The sequence below is a fragment of the Pengzhenrongella sicca genome, from assembly GCF_017569225.1.
Taxonomy (GTDB): domain Bacteria; phylum Actinomycetota; class Actinomycetes; order Actinomycetales; family Cellulomonadaceae; genus Pengzhenrongella; species Pengzhenrongella sicca.
Genome location: NZ_CP071868.1, coordinates 3,859,046 through 3,874,474 on the forward strand (window position 1 = coordinate 3,859,046; position 15,429 = coordinate 3,874,474).

12 protein-coding genes and 1 tRNA gene are annotated in these 15,429 nt (G+C 71.5%); 2 read left to right on the top strand and 11 right to left on the bottom strand.

The annotated features are described in order from the left end of the window. Nucleotides 1-27: 27 nt before the first annotated feature. The 6 genes from rpoB to J4E96_RS17700 form a co-directional block, all read right to left on the bottom strand. The gene (gene rpoB / locus J4E96_RS17675; RefSeq protein WP_227423351.1) at nucleotides 28-3,534 is read right to left on the bottom strand and encodes a DNA-directed RNA polymerase subunit beta; all 3,507 of its coding nucleotides are present in this window, start codon (nucleotides 3,532-3,534) and stop codon (nucleotides 28-30) included. A gap of 396 nt (nucleotides 3,535-3,930) precedes the next feature. After that, complete coding sequence (rplL, locus tag J4E96_RS17680; protein ID WP_227423352.1) at nucleotides 3,931-4,317, bottom strand: 50S ribosomal protein L7/L12; 387 nt, start codon at nucleotides 4,315-4,317, stop codon at nucleotides 3,931-3,933. 87 nt (nucleotides 4,318-4,404) lie between these two features. Next, entirely contained in the window at nucleotides 4,405-4,944 is a 540-nt protein-coding gene (gene rplJ / locus J4E96_RS17685) for a 50S ribosomal protein L10 (protein ID WP_227425819.1), read from the bottom strand. 563 nt (nucleotides 4,945-5,507) lie between these two features. Further along, nucleotides 5,508-8,129, bottom strand: a complete 2,622-nt coding sequence (locus J4E96_RS17690; protein ID WP_227423353.1) for a CHAT domain-containing protein — start codon at nucleotides 8,127-8,129, stop codon at nucleotides 5,508-5,510. A 4-nt stretch (nucleotides 8,130-8,133) separates the two neighbouring features. Continuing rightward, complete coding sequence (locus J4E96_RS17695; RefSeq protein ID WP_227423354.1) at nucleotides 8,134-8,631, bottom strand: carboxypeptidase regulatory-like domain-containing protein; 498 nt, start codon at nucleotides 8,629-8,631, stop codon at nucleotides 8,134-8,136. Continuing rightward, the gene (locus J4E96_RS17700) at nucleotides 8,631-9,257 is read right to left on the bottom strand and encodes an RNA polymerase sigma factor (RefSeq protein ID WP_227423355.1); all 627 of its coding nucleotides are present in this window, start codon (nucleotides 9,255-9,257) and stop codon (nucleotides 8,631-8,633) included. Before J4E96_RS17700 ends, J4E96_RS17695 begins: the two co-directional genes overlap by 1 nt. Nucleotides 9,258-9,543: 286 nt before the next feature. Between J4E96_RS17700 and J4E96_RS17705 the strand changes: the two genes are divergently transcribed. After that, on the top strand, nucleotides 9,544-11,100 hold the full coding sequence (locus tag J4E96_RS17705) for a chymotrypsin family serine protease (RefSeq protein WP_227423356.1): 1,557 nt from the start codon (nucleotides 9,544-9,546) through the stop codon (nucleotides 11,098-11,100). A 127-nt stretch (nucleotides 11,101-11,227) separates the two neighbouring features. Here J4E96_RS17705 and rplA read toward each other — a convergent pair whose 3' ends face one another. From rplA to J4E96_RS17730, 5 genes are all read right to left on the bottom strand, one after another. Then, a complete protein-coding gene (gene rplA, locus J4E96_RS17710; protein WP_227423357.1) occupies nucleotides 11,228-11,947 on the bottom strand; it encodes a 50S ribosomal protein L1 in 720 nt (239 codons plus the stop codon). 139 nt (nucleotides 11,948-12,086) lie between these two features. Next, the gene (gene rplK, locus J4E96_RS17715; protein WP_227423358.1) at nucleotides 12,087-12,527 is read right to left on the bottom strand and encodes a 50S ribosomal protein L11; all 441 of its coding nucleotides are present in this window, start codon (nucleotides 12,525-12,527) and stop codon (nucleotides 12,087-12,089) included. Between the two features lie 59 nt (nucleotides 12,528-12,586). After that, complete coding sequence (gene nusG, locus J4E96_RS17720; protein WP_227423359.1) at nucleotides 12,587-13,432, bottom strand: transcription termination/antitermination protein NusG; 846 nt, start codon at nucleotides 13,430-13,432, stop codon at nucleotides 12,587-12,589. 81 nt (nucleotides 13,433-13,513) lie between these two features. Then, nucleotides 13,514-13,804: a preprotein translocase subunit SecE gene (secE, locus tag J4E96_RS17725; RefSeq protein WP_227423360.1), complete on the bottom strand. Its 291-nt coding sequence runs from the start codon at nucleotides 13,802-13,804 to the stop codon at nucleotides 13,514-13,516. 153 nt (nucleotides 13,805-13,957) lie between these two features. Then, nucleotides 13,958-14,030 (bottom strand) — tRNA-Trp (locus J4E96_RS17730). 137 nt (nucleotides 14,031-14,167) lie between these two features. On the opposite strand from J4E96_RS17730, the gene J4E96_RS17735 reads away from it, so the two are divergent. Next, on the top strand, nucleotides 14,168-15,406 hold the full coding sequence (locus tag J4E96_RS17735; protein WP_406620040.1) for a pyridoxal phosphate-dependent aminotransferase: 1,239 nt from the start codon (nucleotides 14,168-14,170) through the stop codon (nucleotides 15,404-15,406). Nucleotides 15,407-15,429: the final 23 nt, after the last annotated feature.

Here is a 15,429-nt window from a genome sequence, read left to right on the forward strand (position 1 = left end):
AGCGGGCGGGCGGCGGCGGGGCCGGGGTCAGATCTCTTCGATGCTGCTGGCGTTGGGCCGGCGGGAAAGGTCGATGCCGAGCTCTTCCGCTGCGCGGTAGACCTCGTCGTCGTTCTCCTTCATGTCGATCGAGACGCCGTCGGAGGACAGCACCTCGACGTTCAAGCAGAGCGACTGCATCTCCTTGAGGAGGACCTTGAAGGACTCCGGGATGCCCGAGTCGGGGATGTTCTCCCCCTTGACGATCGCCTCGTAGACCTTCACGCGGCCGGGAACGTCGTCCGACTTGATCGTCAGGAGCTCCTGGAGCGTGTACGCGGCGCCGTACGCCTCGAGCGCCCAGACCTCCATCTCGCCGAACCGCTGGCCACCGAACTGGGCCTTACCGCCCAGGGGCTGCTGCGTGATCATCGAGTACGGCCCGGTCGAGCGCGCGTGGATCTTGTCGTCGACCAGGTGGTGGAGCTTGAGGATGTACATGTACCCGACGGCGATGGGCTCCGGGTACGGCTCGCCGGACCGGCCGTCGAAGAGCAGCGCCTTGCCGGTGCCGTCGACCATGCGCGCACCGTCGCGGTTCGGCATGGTGACCGAGAGGAGGCCGGTGAGGGCATCCTCCTGGACGCCGTCGAACACCGGGGTCGCGACGGGCACGCCCGGCAGCGACTTGGCGGCGATGGCCGGCACGTTCTTCTTCCAGGTCGGCTCGCCCTCGGCCAGGGTGATGTCCCAGCCCTGCTTGGCGACCCACCCGAGGTGGGTCTCGAGCACCTGGCCGACGTTCATGCGGCCGGGCACGCCGAGCGGGTTGAGGATGATGTCGACGGCGGTGCCGTCGGGCAGGAACGGCATGTCCTCGACCGGAAGGATCTTGGAGATGACGCCCTTGTTGCCGTGTCGACCGGCCAGCTTGTCGCCGACCGTGATCTTGCGGCGCTGGGCGATGTAGACCCGGACCAGCTCGTTGACCCCGGCGGGCAGCTCGTCGCCGTCCTCACGGTTGAACGTGCGGACCTCGATGACCGTGCCGGACTCGCCGTGGGGAACCTTGAGCGACGTGTCGCGGACCTCGCGGGCCTTCTCGCCGAAGATCGCGCGCAGCAGGCGCTCCTCGGGGGTGAGCTCGGTCTCGCCCTTGGGCGTGACCTTGCCGACGAGGATGTCGCCGGCGCCGACCTCGGCGCCGATGCGGATGATCCCGCGCTCGTCGAGGTCCGCGAGGACCTCCTCGGAGACGTTCGGGATGTCCCGCGTGATCTCTTCCGGCCCGAGCTTCGTGTCGCGGGCGTCGACCTCGTGCTCTTCGATGTGGATCGAGGAGAGCACGTCGTCGATCACGAGCCGCTCGCTGAGGATGATCGCGTCCTCGTAGTTGTGGCCCTCCCACGACATGAACGCCACGAGCAGGTTGCGGCCGAGCGCGAGCTCGCCCTCGTCCGTGGCGGGACCGTCGGCGAGCACGGAGCCCTTCTCGACCCGGGCGCCGTCGTCGACCAGCACGCGCTGGTTGTAGGACGTGCCCTGGTTGGAGCGACGGAACTTGGCGACGCGGTGGCTCGACGTCGTGCCGTCGTCGTTGGAGACGACGATCAGGTCGGCCGAGACCTCGGTGATGACACCCGGCTTCGCGGAGACGATCACGTCACCGGCGTCGATCGCGGCGCGGCGCTCCATGCCGGTCCCGACGATCGGGGCCTCGGAGCGGACCAGCGGCACGGCCTGGCGCTGCATGTTCGCGCCCATGAGGGCACGGTTGGCGTCGTCGTGCTCGAGGAACGGGATGAGCGCGGTCGCGACCGACACCATCTGGCGCGGCGAGACGTCCATGTAGTCCACGGCCTCGCCGGGGACGACCTCGACCTCGCCGCCCTTCGTGCGCACGAGGACGGTGTCCTCGGCGAACGACGCGTTCGGCTTGAGCGGGGCGTTGGCCTGCGCGATGACGTAGCGGTCCTCGTCGTCGGCGGTCAGGTAGTGGACGTCGTCCGTGACCTTGCCCTTGACGACCTTGCGGTACGGGGTCTCGATGAAGCCGAACGGGTTGATCCGTCCGTACGTCGCGAGCGACCCGATCAGGCCGATGTTCGGGCCTTCCGGGGTCTCGATCGGGCACATGCGGCCGTAGTGCGACGGGTGGACGTCGCGGACCTCCATGCCGGCGCGGTCACGGGAGAGACCACCCGGGCCCAGCGCGGACAGGCGCCGCTTGTGCGTCAGTCCGGCGAGCGGGTTGTTCTGGTCCATGAACTGCGACAGCTGGGACGTGCCGAAGAACTCCTTGATCGAGGCCACCACGGGGCGGATGTTGATCAGGGTCTGCGGCGTGATCGCCTCGACGTCCTGCGTGGTCATGCGCTCGCGGACGACGCGCTCCATGCGGGACAGGCCGGTGCGGACCTGGTTCTGGATCAGCTCGCCGACCGCGCGGATGCGGCGGTTGCCGAAGTGGTCGATGTCGTCGGTCTCGACGCGGATCTCGACGGCCTCGCCGTTGCGGTGCCCCGGCAGGGTCGTGACCTCGGCGTGCAGGGCCGCGAGGTACTTGACGGTCGCGACGATGTCGCCGACCGACAGCACCGAGTCGCCGAGCGGGGAGTCGACGCCGAGCTTCTTGTTGACCTTGTAGCGCCCAACCTTGGCCATGTCGTAGCGCTTGGGGTTGAAGTAGAAGTTCTCGAGCAGCGCGCGGCCGGCCTCGATCGTGGGCGGCTCGCCCGGGCGGATCTTCCGGTAGAGGTCGAGCAGGGCCTCGTCCTCGGTCGAGACGTGGTCCTTCTCGAGGGTCTCGATGACGGCGGGGAACGCGGCGAACTCCTCGCGGATCTGCCCCTCGCTCAGGCCGAGCGCCTTGAGCAGCACGGTGACGGACTGCTTGCGCTTGCGGTCGACGCGCACGCCGACGGCGTCGCGCTTGTCGATCTCGAACTCGAGCCAGGCGCCGCGGCTCGGGATGATCTTCGCGGTGAAGATGTCCTTGTCGCTCGTCTTGTCGGCGGTGCGCTCGAAGTAGACGCCCGGCGAACGCACGAGCTGGGAGACGACCACGCGCTCGGTGCCGTTGATGATGAACGTGCCGCGCTCGGTCATGAGCGGGAAGTCACCCATGAAGACCGTCTGGCTCTTGATCTCACCGGTGGTGTAGTTCACGAACTCGGCCGTGACGAACAGCGGCGCGGCGTAGGTGAAGTCCTTCTCCTTGCACTCCTCGGCCGTGTACTTCGACGGCTCGAAGCGGTGCTCGCGGAAGGACAGCGACATGGAGCCACCGAAGTCCTCGATCGGGGAGATCTCCTCGAAGATCTCCTCGAGGCCCGCGGTCTCGGGGACGTCCTGGCGGCCGGTCTCGACAGCGGAGACGACGCGCGCCTGCCACTTGTCGTTTCCGAGGAGCCAGTCGAAGTTCTCCGTCTGAAGCCCGAGAAGATCCGGAACCTCGAGCGGCTCACGGATCTTGGCGAAGGAGATACGACGGGACGCGGTTCTATTCGCGATAGCGTCGACAGACGGTGCAGAAGGGATGCGCGAGGCAGCCAAGAGGGGGTCCTTCCCTGCAGATCGAGTGCGAGCTGCGCGGGGCCAGGCGGGGCGCGATCCCCCGGCCTCAAGTCCGTCCGACGTCGCGCACGACGACATCTACAGGGTCTCGGGTTATTCGGGATCGCGGGCACAAGCCAACGCAAAGCGCTAGCATAGCCAGGCGGGACGGTGGTGTCCAGTCCGGTGGAGCATATCCGATCGCCGGCGCGAAGGCACGCTTCCCACGCCGGGACCGGACGCGGCGACGAGGCCCGCACCCCGCGGACGGGGAACGGGCCTCGCTGCCGGGGCCCTGACGAGCAGGGCCGCCGTGCTACTGCTGGTACTGCCGTTCTACTGCTGGTCCTGCTGCTCGCCTGACGGCGAGGACCTACCCGCCCGAGGGGCGAGAGATCACTTGACCGTGACGCTCGCGCCAGCGGCCTCGAGCGACGCCTTGGCCTTCTCGGCGGCCTCCTTGGAGACCCCCTCGAGGACGGTCTTCGGGGCAGCGTCAACCAGGTCCTTGGCCTCCTTCAGCCCAAGGCTGGTGAGAACGCGAACCTCCTTGATGACCTGGATCTTCTTCTCGCCGATGGCCGAGAGGATGACGTCGAACTCCGTCTGCTCCTCGGCCTCTTCGGCCTCGCCAGCACCGGCGCCAGCGGCGGCGGCAGCGGCGACGGGGGCAGCGGCGACGACGTCGAAGGTCTCCTCGAAGGCCTTCACGAAGTCGGAGAGCTCGATGAGCGTGAGCTCCTTGAATGCGTCGATGAGCTCGACGGTGCTGAGCTTCGCCATGGTGGCGGTTCCTTCCGTGTTGTCTCCCGGCATCCGGCAGGTGGCCGGACGACGGGCGGGTATGTGGTGTGCCTGGGCCGGAATGGCTCAGGCAGCTTCTTCGGTCGAGACCTCGGCCTGGTTCTTCTCGCGCAGGGCGTCGATGGTGCGGACGGCCTGGGTCGCGGGAGCAGTGAAGAGGTACGCCGCCTGGTACAGCGACGCCTTGAATGCGCCGGCCAGCTTGGCCAGCAGCACCTCGCGGGACTCGAGGTCCGCGAGCTTGATGATCTCCGCGGCGGTCAGGGCGCGCCCGTCAAGGACACCGCCCTTGATGACCAGTGCGGGGTTCGCCTTGGCAAAGTCACGGAGGCCCTTGGCTGCCGTGACCGGGTCACCGGTCACGAAGGCGATTGCCGACGGGCCAGCAAGCTTGTCGTCGAGTCCTTCGACGCCAGCCTGCTTGGCCGCGATGGCGGTCAGCGTGTTCTTCACCACGGCATAGGTTGCGTTGCCGCTGAGCGTGCGCCGCAGCTGCTTGAGCTGTGCGACGGTGAGCCCGCGGTACTCGGTCAGCACGGCCGCGTTGGAGTCACGGAACTGATCCGTGAGCTCTGCAACAGCGGCTGCCTTGTCCGGCCTCGCCATGGCAATCCTTCCGATGGTGGTGCCACCGGGCATCGCATCCACCCCGGGACACAAAAGAGCCCCGCGCAGGCGCGGGGCTCGGGGCCGGACAGCGTCCGGACGGGAACTCTCACCTACGCTGGACCCCGCTGTGAGCGGGATTTCCGTAGAGCCACGTCCTGCAGATGCGGGCAGCGGCCGACGACCGGCGGTCTTGGGCAGGTGCTAGCGTACGGCACCCCCGCCCACCCGCCAAATCCCCCCGGGAGCCCCGCCCCCGGCCCACCGCGCCCCGCCCACCGCGGGCGGCCGCCGCGCGTGTGGGCGTTCTGCTCTTGGGTGCGCTCGTGTGCGCAATCTGTCGGTCTTGACCCGGATCAGGGAACCGATCGGCCACACCCGAGCCGTGGAGCGCAGAACGCCCACGCGCGCGCCGTCCGTACCACCCTCGGCGGGTTCGCAAGCAAGCGTGACGGTCCGGCGTCGAACCCCGCGAGCCGCACCGCGCCCCGCCCACCGCCCACCGAGCGCCGACGCCGACGGCGGCGCTCGCGTCGCGTAGACGCGCGCGGCAGGGCGCGCGGTCAGGCGGGGGCGCCGAAGCAGACCAGGGGGATCGGGATCGGCGAGTCCTGCGCGCTCGACGCCTGTGCGAGCGCGCGCGGCACGCTCCAGCCCCGGCGGATGAGGTCGTGCGTCGTGGTCATGACGCGCAGCGCGTCGTCGTCGGGCAGCGGCGCGATCGCCGCCACGACGCAGCCGACGCCGATCCGCAGCAGCACGCTCGTCAGCCCGAGCGCCTCCCCGCCCGGCCGGACGGTCGTGCGGCCCACCTCGCACGACGAGAGCAGGACGAGCTCGGGCGCACCGGCCCCCTGGTCCAGCTCGTGCGCGAACAGCGGCCCGTCCGCGAGCCGGACGGAGGAGAACAGGGGGTTGTCGCTCTCGTGCCGGCCGTGCGCGGCGAGGTGCACGACGCCGGGCGAGCCCAGCATCGCTGCCGCCTGCGCGCACGTCGCGTCGGCGCCGGTGAGCAGCGTGCTGTCCGGCCAGCGCACCGCCACCTGCTCGGCCTCCAGGCGCGCGTGCCGCAGGCCCGGCCCGGCCACCGAGCTCAGGTGGGCCCGCGCGAGGCGGCCCCGCTCCCCCGCCGCCGGGGCGTGCGTGAGCCAGTGCCGGGCCGACGGCGTGACCACGGTCGGCAGGCCCGCGCGGCTGCCGAGCATCGACCAGGGCAGCGCGCCGAGCCAGTCCCCCGTCACCACCACGACCTCCGCGGGAGCCGCGAGCACGTCCCGGACCTCGGCGTCGAGCCGGTCCATCAGGCCCGCGAGGGACGCCGCCGCGGCGGCCCGCAGCGGTGCGGGCACGTACGGGTTCGCCGCGACCGGCAGGTCCGCGTGCACCCGGCGGGTCTGCTCGCGGATCGGGTCGGCCGGCCCGAGGTCGTGCAGCGTCGGGCCCCGGTCCGTCACCCGGACGGCGACGAGGCGGCCGCGGTGCTCGAGCACGTTGACGACCACCGTCCCGGGCCGGTCCCCCAGCGCGGCGACGACGTCACCCACCCGGCCGGGCCGGTCGGCGGGGGCCGCGCCGGCCTCGTGCCAGGATCGGGCCTGGATCGCCTGGCGCAGCCGGAGGGCCTCCCGCCGGGCGCGCTGGCGCTCGAGGTCGGCCGCAGGCCGGCGCTCGAGCTCCCGCCCCGCCTCGAGCAGCTGGCGCAGCTCGGCGAGCAGCGCGGCCGTGCCGGGATCGGCCGGCGGGTTCACTCGCCGCGTGCCCCGGATCACGGCCCGGCTGCGCTCCGCGGCGTCGAACACCGCCCCCGCGCGGCCGCCGTCGAGCGCGATCCGCAGGTCCAGCTCGGCGAGCGCGGCGCCGTGCACCGCGCTCGCGGTGCGCAGGTCGATCGAGCCGAAGGACGCGCGGTGCAGCGCGAGCTCCCGCTGGCCCGTGCGCACCTGACGGCTGGCCCGGGCGCGGTCGCCGGCGCCGAGGGCGAGCTCGGCCCGCAGCCGCCGGGCGTGCAGCCGGACGCCGATCGGCGCTCCCGCCGGGATCGTCTCGAGCTCGCGCAGGCGCGCGTCCGGGGCTGGCCCCTGCCCCGCCGCGACCTCCGCCTCGATCCGGAGCAGGTGCGCGACGTAGGCCCACTGCGGCCGCCCGGACTCGGCGCACGCGGCCTCGAGCCCCGCGCACCGGCGGGCCAGCGCGACCCAGCCACGGCGCTGCGGGTCGGGCTCGCCGGTCGTCGCGGCGGCGGCCGACCGGCGGCGCGCGAGCGTCGCGGCCCGCGCCTGCAGCTCGAGCAGCGCGGCGCGCAGGACCCAGGCCTCGTCGCCGCGCCGGGCGAACCGGCGCCTGGCGGCGGAGGCGAACACGGCCGCCGCGTCGAGGTCGGCGCGCAGCAGCGCGCACTCCGCGCGCGCGAGCTCCGTCTCGGCCAGGTCGTGCGGCAGCCGGTCCGCGGTGAAGATCGCCGCCGCCTCCGCGAGCGTCTCGTCGGCGACCCCGACCAGTCCCGCCTCGACCAGCACCCGGGCCCGGTCGAGCAGGGCGATCGCCCGGAGCCCGCCGGGATCGCTCCCGGCGGCCTCGGCCATCCGCTCGAGCGAGAGCGGGAGCCGGCCGGCCAGGTACTCGAGGTAGCCCAGGTTGTGGGAGGCCTTGAACACGAGCAAGGGCAGGGCCGCCTCCCTGGACCGGCGCGCGCACTCGGCGAGGTCGCGCCGGGCCCGCGCGAGGTCACCGCGCTCGAGGTGCAGCACGCCCCGGTTGAGCAGCGCGCAGCACGCGTCGATCACCTCGGCCCGGTCGATCAGCTCGACGGCGAGGTCGAGCTCGCGCAGCGACTCGTCGACCCGGCCGGCGCGCAGGTGCAGCAGGCCCCGCAGGCCCGCGAGCGCCGGCTCAAGGCCCGGCCACTGCCCGCCCGCGTCGGCGAGCGCGGCGAGCAGGTCCAGCTGCGCCGACGCGTCGCCGCGCACCTCGAAGTCGCTCTTGGCGAGCTCCAGCACCGCCCGCGCCCGGACCCGGCTCGCCTCCTGCCCGTCGCCGTACACGGCGAGGCGCGCGAGGGCGGGACGCAACCTGCGGGCGGCACGGGCCGGGTGGCCGTCGGCGTTGTCCGCGGCGGCACGGGCGACCTGACCGGCCAGGGCGACGAGCTCTGTCGGTGCGCCCGGCGCGGACTCGCCGGGGCGCACCCTGCTACAGCTCGATCATCGGGGTGACCACCGGCTCCTGCGGGGCGGCGGCGCGGCGGAGCACGAGCCGCGCGGCGCCGCGGGCGACGTCGGCGAGCACGAACCGGCCGTTCTCGTCGGACTCCGTCGTGGTGACCGTCGAGCCCTGGTGCAGCTCGACCGACACCTGCCCGGCGGGCGTGGACCAGCCGTCGATCCGCACGTGCTCGCCCTCGGCGTGCACCGTGATCATGACGGTCAGCACGTCGGTCGTGAATGTGATGGTCTCGGCCTCGATGCTCGTCTCGTCGGCGCGCACCGCGAGCGCGGGAGACGCCACCCGGTGGATCTGGGCGAGCTCGGTCTCGAGCGCGTCCAGCGTCAGCGCGAGCCCGATGCGGTCCACGAGGTCCGCGGGGACGGGGTCCAGCCGGCCCCAGAGCGCGGCGAGGTCGTCGAGGATCGCGGTGTCCACAGGGCCGAGCGGCTCGAGCGCGAAGGCCGCGACGTCGTCGGCGGCCATCAGGCGCTCCACGCCGGGTCGCCCGCGAGCGCCGACCGGAGCTTCGCGAGGCAGCGGCCGCGGGTCGGGCCGATGCTCCCGACCGGCATCCCGAGGGACTGCGAGACGACGGCGTAGTCGGGCCGGTCGACCATCGCGACCAGCCGGAGCAGGGCGCGGCAGCGTTCGGGCAGCCGCTGGACGTGGTCCCACAGGACCCGGTCGCGCTCGGCCCGGATCGTCGTGGCCTCGGGCCGCTCTTCGACCGGGGCGACCACCAGGTCGAGCGCCCGCTCGTCGGAGCTCGTGTGCACTGCGTCGGTGCGCTGGTGGGACGCCGCGCGCCATGCGGCGCGCTTGGCGGTCACGAGCATCCACTGCAGGGTCGCCCTCGGGTCGCGGATCGAGCCGGACTCCCGCAGCAGCGAGATCCACACGCCCTGCACGACGTCCTGGGCCTCGTGCTGCGCGACGCCCTGCGCGCGCACCGTGTGCCACAGCAGCGGCGTCAAGTCCGCGACGAGCGTCGCCAGCGGAGCGTGGTCGCCGGCGCGCAGCGCGACGAGCGCGCGCTCGGCGTCGTCGGCGAGGGAGCGGTCGCGATGCGCCGTTCCGCTCGCGACCGGTCCGACCTGGTCGTCACTCATCGGGCATCCTCCTCGGGCAGGCGCCCGCAGGCGTCTGTGGTCAGGCTAGGGCGAACCGGACAGCGCGACAAGGCTCGCCCGGTCGCGTGCCGTGGCGCTGGGGCTCCGGCTCTCGACGACAAGGGGCGGGTGAACCCTTGCCCAGATACCTCGCTTCGTGAGATGTATCAACGGTCACGACGTATCACGAGCCAACGACGGCGCTCTTCGTAGATCGCCGGTCGCGTCGCCGCCCAGCACGGCCACCCCGACCCCGGGAGCGGTCGAGACATCCAGGAGGTCTGTCATGGCTTACGAGGACCCCGCCGGCGAACGCAGCCGGCGCGCCCAGATCCGGCCCACGAAGCAGCGGGCGGAGAACCACCTGATCGCGCGGCCCGGCGTCGTCGGCGTCGACATCGGCGAGAAGATGAGCGGCGGCGAGCGCACCGGCCAGCAGTCGATCGTCGTGTACGTCGCGAGCAAGCGGGACGCGAGCGAGATCCCCGCCGACGAGCTCGTGCCGCGCGAGATCGACGGCATCCCGACCGACGTCGTCGAGAAGCGGATCCGGCTCCTGTCCGAGCCCATCGACGCCGCCCGGCTGCTGCCGCCCTCCGAGCTCGTGGACGCCGGCCTGTACCGGCCCGTCGTCGGCGGCGTCAGCCTCGGCCCCGAGCAGCCCGTCTATCGGGTCGCCCCCGACGTCGCCAAGCCCGGCTACTACGCGTACTCCGGCACGATCGCGGCGATCGTCGTGGATCGCCTGTCCGGCCTCGCGCTCGCCCTCACGAACGCCCACGTCGCCGCGCCGACGCCCCTGTGGAAGCGCGGCGACGTGCAGGTCCAGCCCTCACGCGGGGACGACGGCGCCGCGGCCGGGCACCGCTTCGGGACCCTCGCGCGCGCCGAGCTGACCGACGAGGTCGACGGCGCGGTCATCCTGCTCGACCCCGGGACGGCGTACCACCCGTCGATTGCGGGCATCGGCGACGTCACGGGCCACGCCGCCGCCGTCGTCGGCGCGCCGGTGCGCAAGCGCGGCCGCACGACCGGGCTGAGCCACGGCCGGGTCCGCTCGCTCGACCTGACGGTCGAGCTCGACTTCGGCACCGGGATCGGCAAGCGGACGCTGCGCAACCAGATCTCGATCGACTCGACGCCCGGGGAGGGCTGGTTCTCCAACGGCGGCGACTCGGGCTCGGCGGTCGTCGACGCCGACCAGCGCGTCGTCGGCCTGCTGTTCGCGGGCGACGAGGACGGCGACTTCAGCATCGCGAACCCGATCCAGGCCGTGCTCGACGCGCTGGACGTCGACCTGCTGGTCGCCCCGAGCGCACAGGTCGCGAGCGGCTCGGGGTATGCGGGCTCGGGGTATGCGGGCTCGGGGTATGCGGGTGCGGGGTCGGCCGCCGCGGCGGGTGCTGCGGGAGCCGCTGCGGCCGGCGGCGGGTACTCGGCTCGGCCGAGCCGGCCCGGGCCTGTGGACCGCGAGAAGGTGTCGGTGGGCGCGCACAGCAACGGCACGAGCGCGGGCGACGGCGTCGCAGCGCAACCGTTCACCCAGCCGTTCACCCAGCCGTTCACGCAACCCTTCACGCAGCCGGTGATGCAGCCCTTCACCCAACCGTTCACGCAGCCATTCACGCAGCCATTCACGCAGCCATTCACGCAGCCCTTCACGCAACCGTTGATGCAGCCCTTCACCCAGCCATTCACGCAACCGTTCACGCAACCGTTCACGCAGCCGGTGTTGCACCCGTTCACGCAGCCGGCGACCCACCCGTCGGCGGCCGGAGGCGCGGGCGACCTCCGATCGGCCTTCTGGTCGGGCTACCTCTACGCCCTCGACCAGCTCGCCTGACGGCGCCCGCTCACGTTTGGGCCGAATCCGTGCGGCTTCCGCACCGATCTGGCCCAAACGTCGCTGGGGTGAACGCAGCAGGGCCCCCGCGACGACGTCGCGGGGGCCCTGCTGGGTGGAGCGCTGGTCAGACTTCGGCGTCAGCCTCGGTCAGGTTCCGGGTCTTGTTCTGGTCGACCAGGATGCCAGGACCGTTCGTCGTCGACATCGTGGCCTTCGAGATGTAGCGACCCTTGGAAGCCGACGGCTTGAGCCGCAGGACCTCTTCGAGCGCCGCGCCATAGTTCTCGACGAGCTGGATATCGGTGAAGGAGACCTTGCCGACGATGAAGTGCAAGTTCGCGTGCTTGTCGACGCGGAACTCGATCTTCCCGCCCTTGATCTCGTTCACGGCCTTCGCGACGTCCATCGTCACCGTGCCGGTCTTCGGGTTGGGCATGAGTCCGCGCGGACCCAGCACCTTGCCGAGACGCCCGACCTTGCCCATGAGGTCGGGGGTGGCAACGGCGGAGTCGAAGTCGGTAAACCCGGCTGCGACCCGCTCGATGAGCTCGTCGCCGCCGACGATGTCGGCGCCCGCTGCGCGCGCCTGCTCGGCACGGTCACCGGTCGCGAACACGAGGACGCGGGCGGTCTTACCGGTCCCGTGCGGGAGGTTGACCGTTCCGCGGACCATCTGGTCCGACTTGCGGGGGTCGACGCCGAGGCGGAACGCGACCTCGACGGTCGCGTCGAACTTGGCGATGGACGTCGCCTGGGCGAGCCGAACGGCTTCGAGGGGCGCGTACGCCCGGTCGGCCTCGATCTTCTCGGCGGCGGCCACGTAGGCCTTGCTGCGCTTGCTCATCTGCTCTCTCCTTCTACGGCAGTTGTGGTCGACGGGCCTGCGCGGCCCTGCCACATCCCGGTCTGACGTTCAGCCCGGGTCACGGATACATCGGTGGTTCAGGTACTTCGGGTGGTGCGGGTACAGCGGGGCCGAACGCTCAGACGGAGACGCCCTCGACGTTGATGCCCATCGACCGGGCGGTGCCGGCGATGATCTTCTCGGCAGCGGCGAGGTCGTTGGCGTTGAGGTCCTCGAGCTTGACCGCGGCGATCTCGCTCACCTGGGCGGCCGTCAGCGTCGCAACCTTGACGGTGTGCGGCGTGGGCGAACCCTTCTCGACTCCGGCGGCCTTCTTGATGAGCTCCGCAGCCGGCGGGGTCTTCGTGATGAACGTGAAGGAACGGTCCTCGTAGATGGTGATCTCGACGGGGATGACGTTCCCGCGCTGCGACTCGGTCGCGGCGTTGTACGCCTTGCAGAATTCCATGATGTTGACGCCGTGCTGGCCCAGGGCGGGGCCGATGGGCGGCGCCGGCGTAGCGGCTCCGGCCTTGATCTGGAGCTTGATCAGGCCAGAGACCTTCTTCTTCGGGGGCATGTCAGGTCCTTGCTTTTCGTGAACAGACGGCGTCGCGCGACGTCGCCGGGTGGATCAGATCAGATCTTGGCGACCTGGCTGAACGACAGCTCGACCGGGGTCTCCCGGCCGAAGATGGAGACGAGCACCTTGAGCTTCTGGCTCTCGGCATTGATCTCGGAGATCGTGGCGGGCAGCGTGTCGAACGGCCCATCGGTGACGGTGACGGACTCGCCGATCGTGAAGTCGACCTTGATCTCGCTGAGCGCCTTCGCGGCGACCTGCGCCTGCGTCTTCGGCGCGAGCGTCGGGGCGAGCATCGAGAACACCTCGTTGAGCGTGAGCGGGACCGGCTGGTGGGTGTGGCCCACGAAGCCCGTCACGCCGGGGGTGTGCCGGACGGCGCCCCACGACTCGTCGGTCAGGTCCATGCGGACGAGGACGTACCCCGGGATCCGGACGCGGCGCACGACCTTGCGCTGCGCGTTCTTGATCTCCGTGACCTCCTCCATGGGGACCTCCACCTGGTGGATGTAGTCCTCCATGTTCAGGCTCTGGGTGCGGTTCTCCAGGTTGACCTTCACGCGGTTCTCGTACCCGGCGTAGGAGTGGATCACGAACCAGTCGCCCGGCAGGCGCCGCAGATCGGACTTGAACGCCTCGATCGGGTCGACCTCGGCCTCGTCGGCCTCGCCGTCGGCCGCACCCTCGGCGGGCTCGCCGTCGGCAGGCTCGCCCTCGGCCGCGACGGGCTGGGCGACGGGAGCGTCTTCGTCCTCGCCGAGCACGGGACGCTCGACGACGTCCTCGGGCTCGTCGACGACGTCGGCGGGCGCTGTGACGTCGGCCTCGACCGACTCGACGGACGCGACGGTGTCCGCGAGCTCCGCCTCGACGGCGGGCGACTCCTGCGACTCCTGAGACACGTCCGGACCTGCTTTCTGAAGACCATCAACCATGAACAAGCACAACTCTCAGCTCAATACGACAGGGGGTGGGCGCCGGGCTCAGCCGCCGAAGACCCAGAGCGTGACCTTCCCGATGCCCAGGTCGAGCACGGTGACGAACGCCATCACGACGAGGACGAACACCATCACGACCGAGGTGTAGGACACCAGCTCCGAGCGCGTCGGGCGAACGACCTTCTTGAGCTCCGCGACCACCTGGCGCAAGAACAGCGCGATCCGCGCGAAGAGGCCGAGCTTCTCGTCGTCCTTGCGGCCGCTGCGGGCAGGCTTCGCACTGTCGGCGGCCGTGTCATCGGCGCCGGACGCCGCAGTGAATGCGGAATCGCTCACAGTTGGTCCCTAGGTCTCGTCCGCGTTGTCTCAGCTGTCACGTGCCGTCGCCACCTCGCGGCGACGACGCCGCCCCGGCAACTCGCCCGGGTCCGGGTTCAGCGTGGTGTGCCCAGGCCGACCGTTGCCGGTCGACCTGGTGCACCACGTGCGCAGGGCAGGCGAGACTCGAACTCGCAACCGCCGGTTTTGGAGACCGGTGCGCTACCAATTGCGCCACTGCCCTTCGGAAGCCCGGTCCACCCTGACCAGCACCCCGAACGAGCAGGTTACCTGCTCGCGGGCACAACTGATCATGGCGGACGTCAACCACCGGTGAGTCACTCTACGCGAGGACCCGGCACGGGTCGAACCGGTGCCAAGATGGCAGGTGTGAGCGAACACACCCACCCCCCCGTCCAGACGTCCACCCGCCCCCGGGTCTCCGCGCGGCTGGCGGCGATCGCCGAGTCGGCGACCCTCGCGGTCGACGCCAAGGCCAAGGCGCTCAAGGCCGCCGGCCGCCCGGTGATCGGCTTCGGCGCCGGCGAGCCGGACTTCCCCACCCCGGCGTACATCGTGGCCGCGGCCGTGGCGGCCGCGGCCGTGCCGGCGAACCACCACTACACCCCTGCCGCTGGCCTTCCCGCGCTGCGCGCCGCGATCGCCGCGAAGACGCTGCGGGACTCGGGCTACGAGGTCGCGCCGTCGTCGGTGCTCGTGACGAACGGCGGCAAGCAGGCGGTCTACCAGGCGTTCGCCGCGATCGTTGACCCCGGCGACGAGGTGCTCCTGCCCGCGCCGTACTGGACCACCTACCCCGAGGCGATCCGGCTGGCCGGCGGCGTTCCCGTCGAGGTGTTCGCCGGGGTGGACCAGGGTTACCTGGTCACGGTCGAGCAGCTCGAGGCGGCCCGCACCGAGCGCACCAAGGCGCTGCTGTTCTGCTCGCCCTCGAACCCGACCGGCGCCGTCTACTCCCCCGACCAGACCGCCGCGATCGGCCGCTGGGCACTCGAGCACGGCGTCTGGGTCATCACGGACGAGATCTACGAGCACCTGATCTACGACGACGCGGTGTTCACCCCGATCGTCCGCGCCGTCCCCGAGCTTGCTGACACCACGATCGTGCTCAACGGCGTGGCCAAGACCTACGCGATGACCGGCTGGCGGGTCGGCTGGATGATCGGGCCGCCCGACGTGATCAAGGCCGCCACCAACCTGCAGTCCCACCTGACCTCGAACGTCGCGAACGTGTCGCAGGCCGCCGCGATCGCCGCGGTGACCGGCGACCTGTCCGCGGTCGACGAGATGCGCACGGCGTTCGACCGGCGCCGGCGCACGATGGTCGAGATGCTCAACGCGATCGACGGCGTCGTGTGCCCCATGCCCACCGGGGCGTTCTACGCCTACCCGAGCGTCGAGGGCGTGCTCGGCCGCACGTTCGGTGGCGTCACGCCGACGACGTCGGCCGAGCTCGCGACGCTCATCCTCGAGCAGGCGGAGGTCGCCGTCGTGCCCGGTGAGGCGTTCGGGCCGAGCGGGTTCCTGCGGCTGTCGTACGCCCTGAGCGACGCCGACCTCGCCGAGGGCGTCGGGCGGATCCAGCGCCTGCTCGCCTGACGACGACGCCGGCAGTCGGCTGA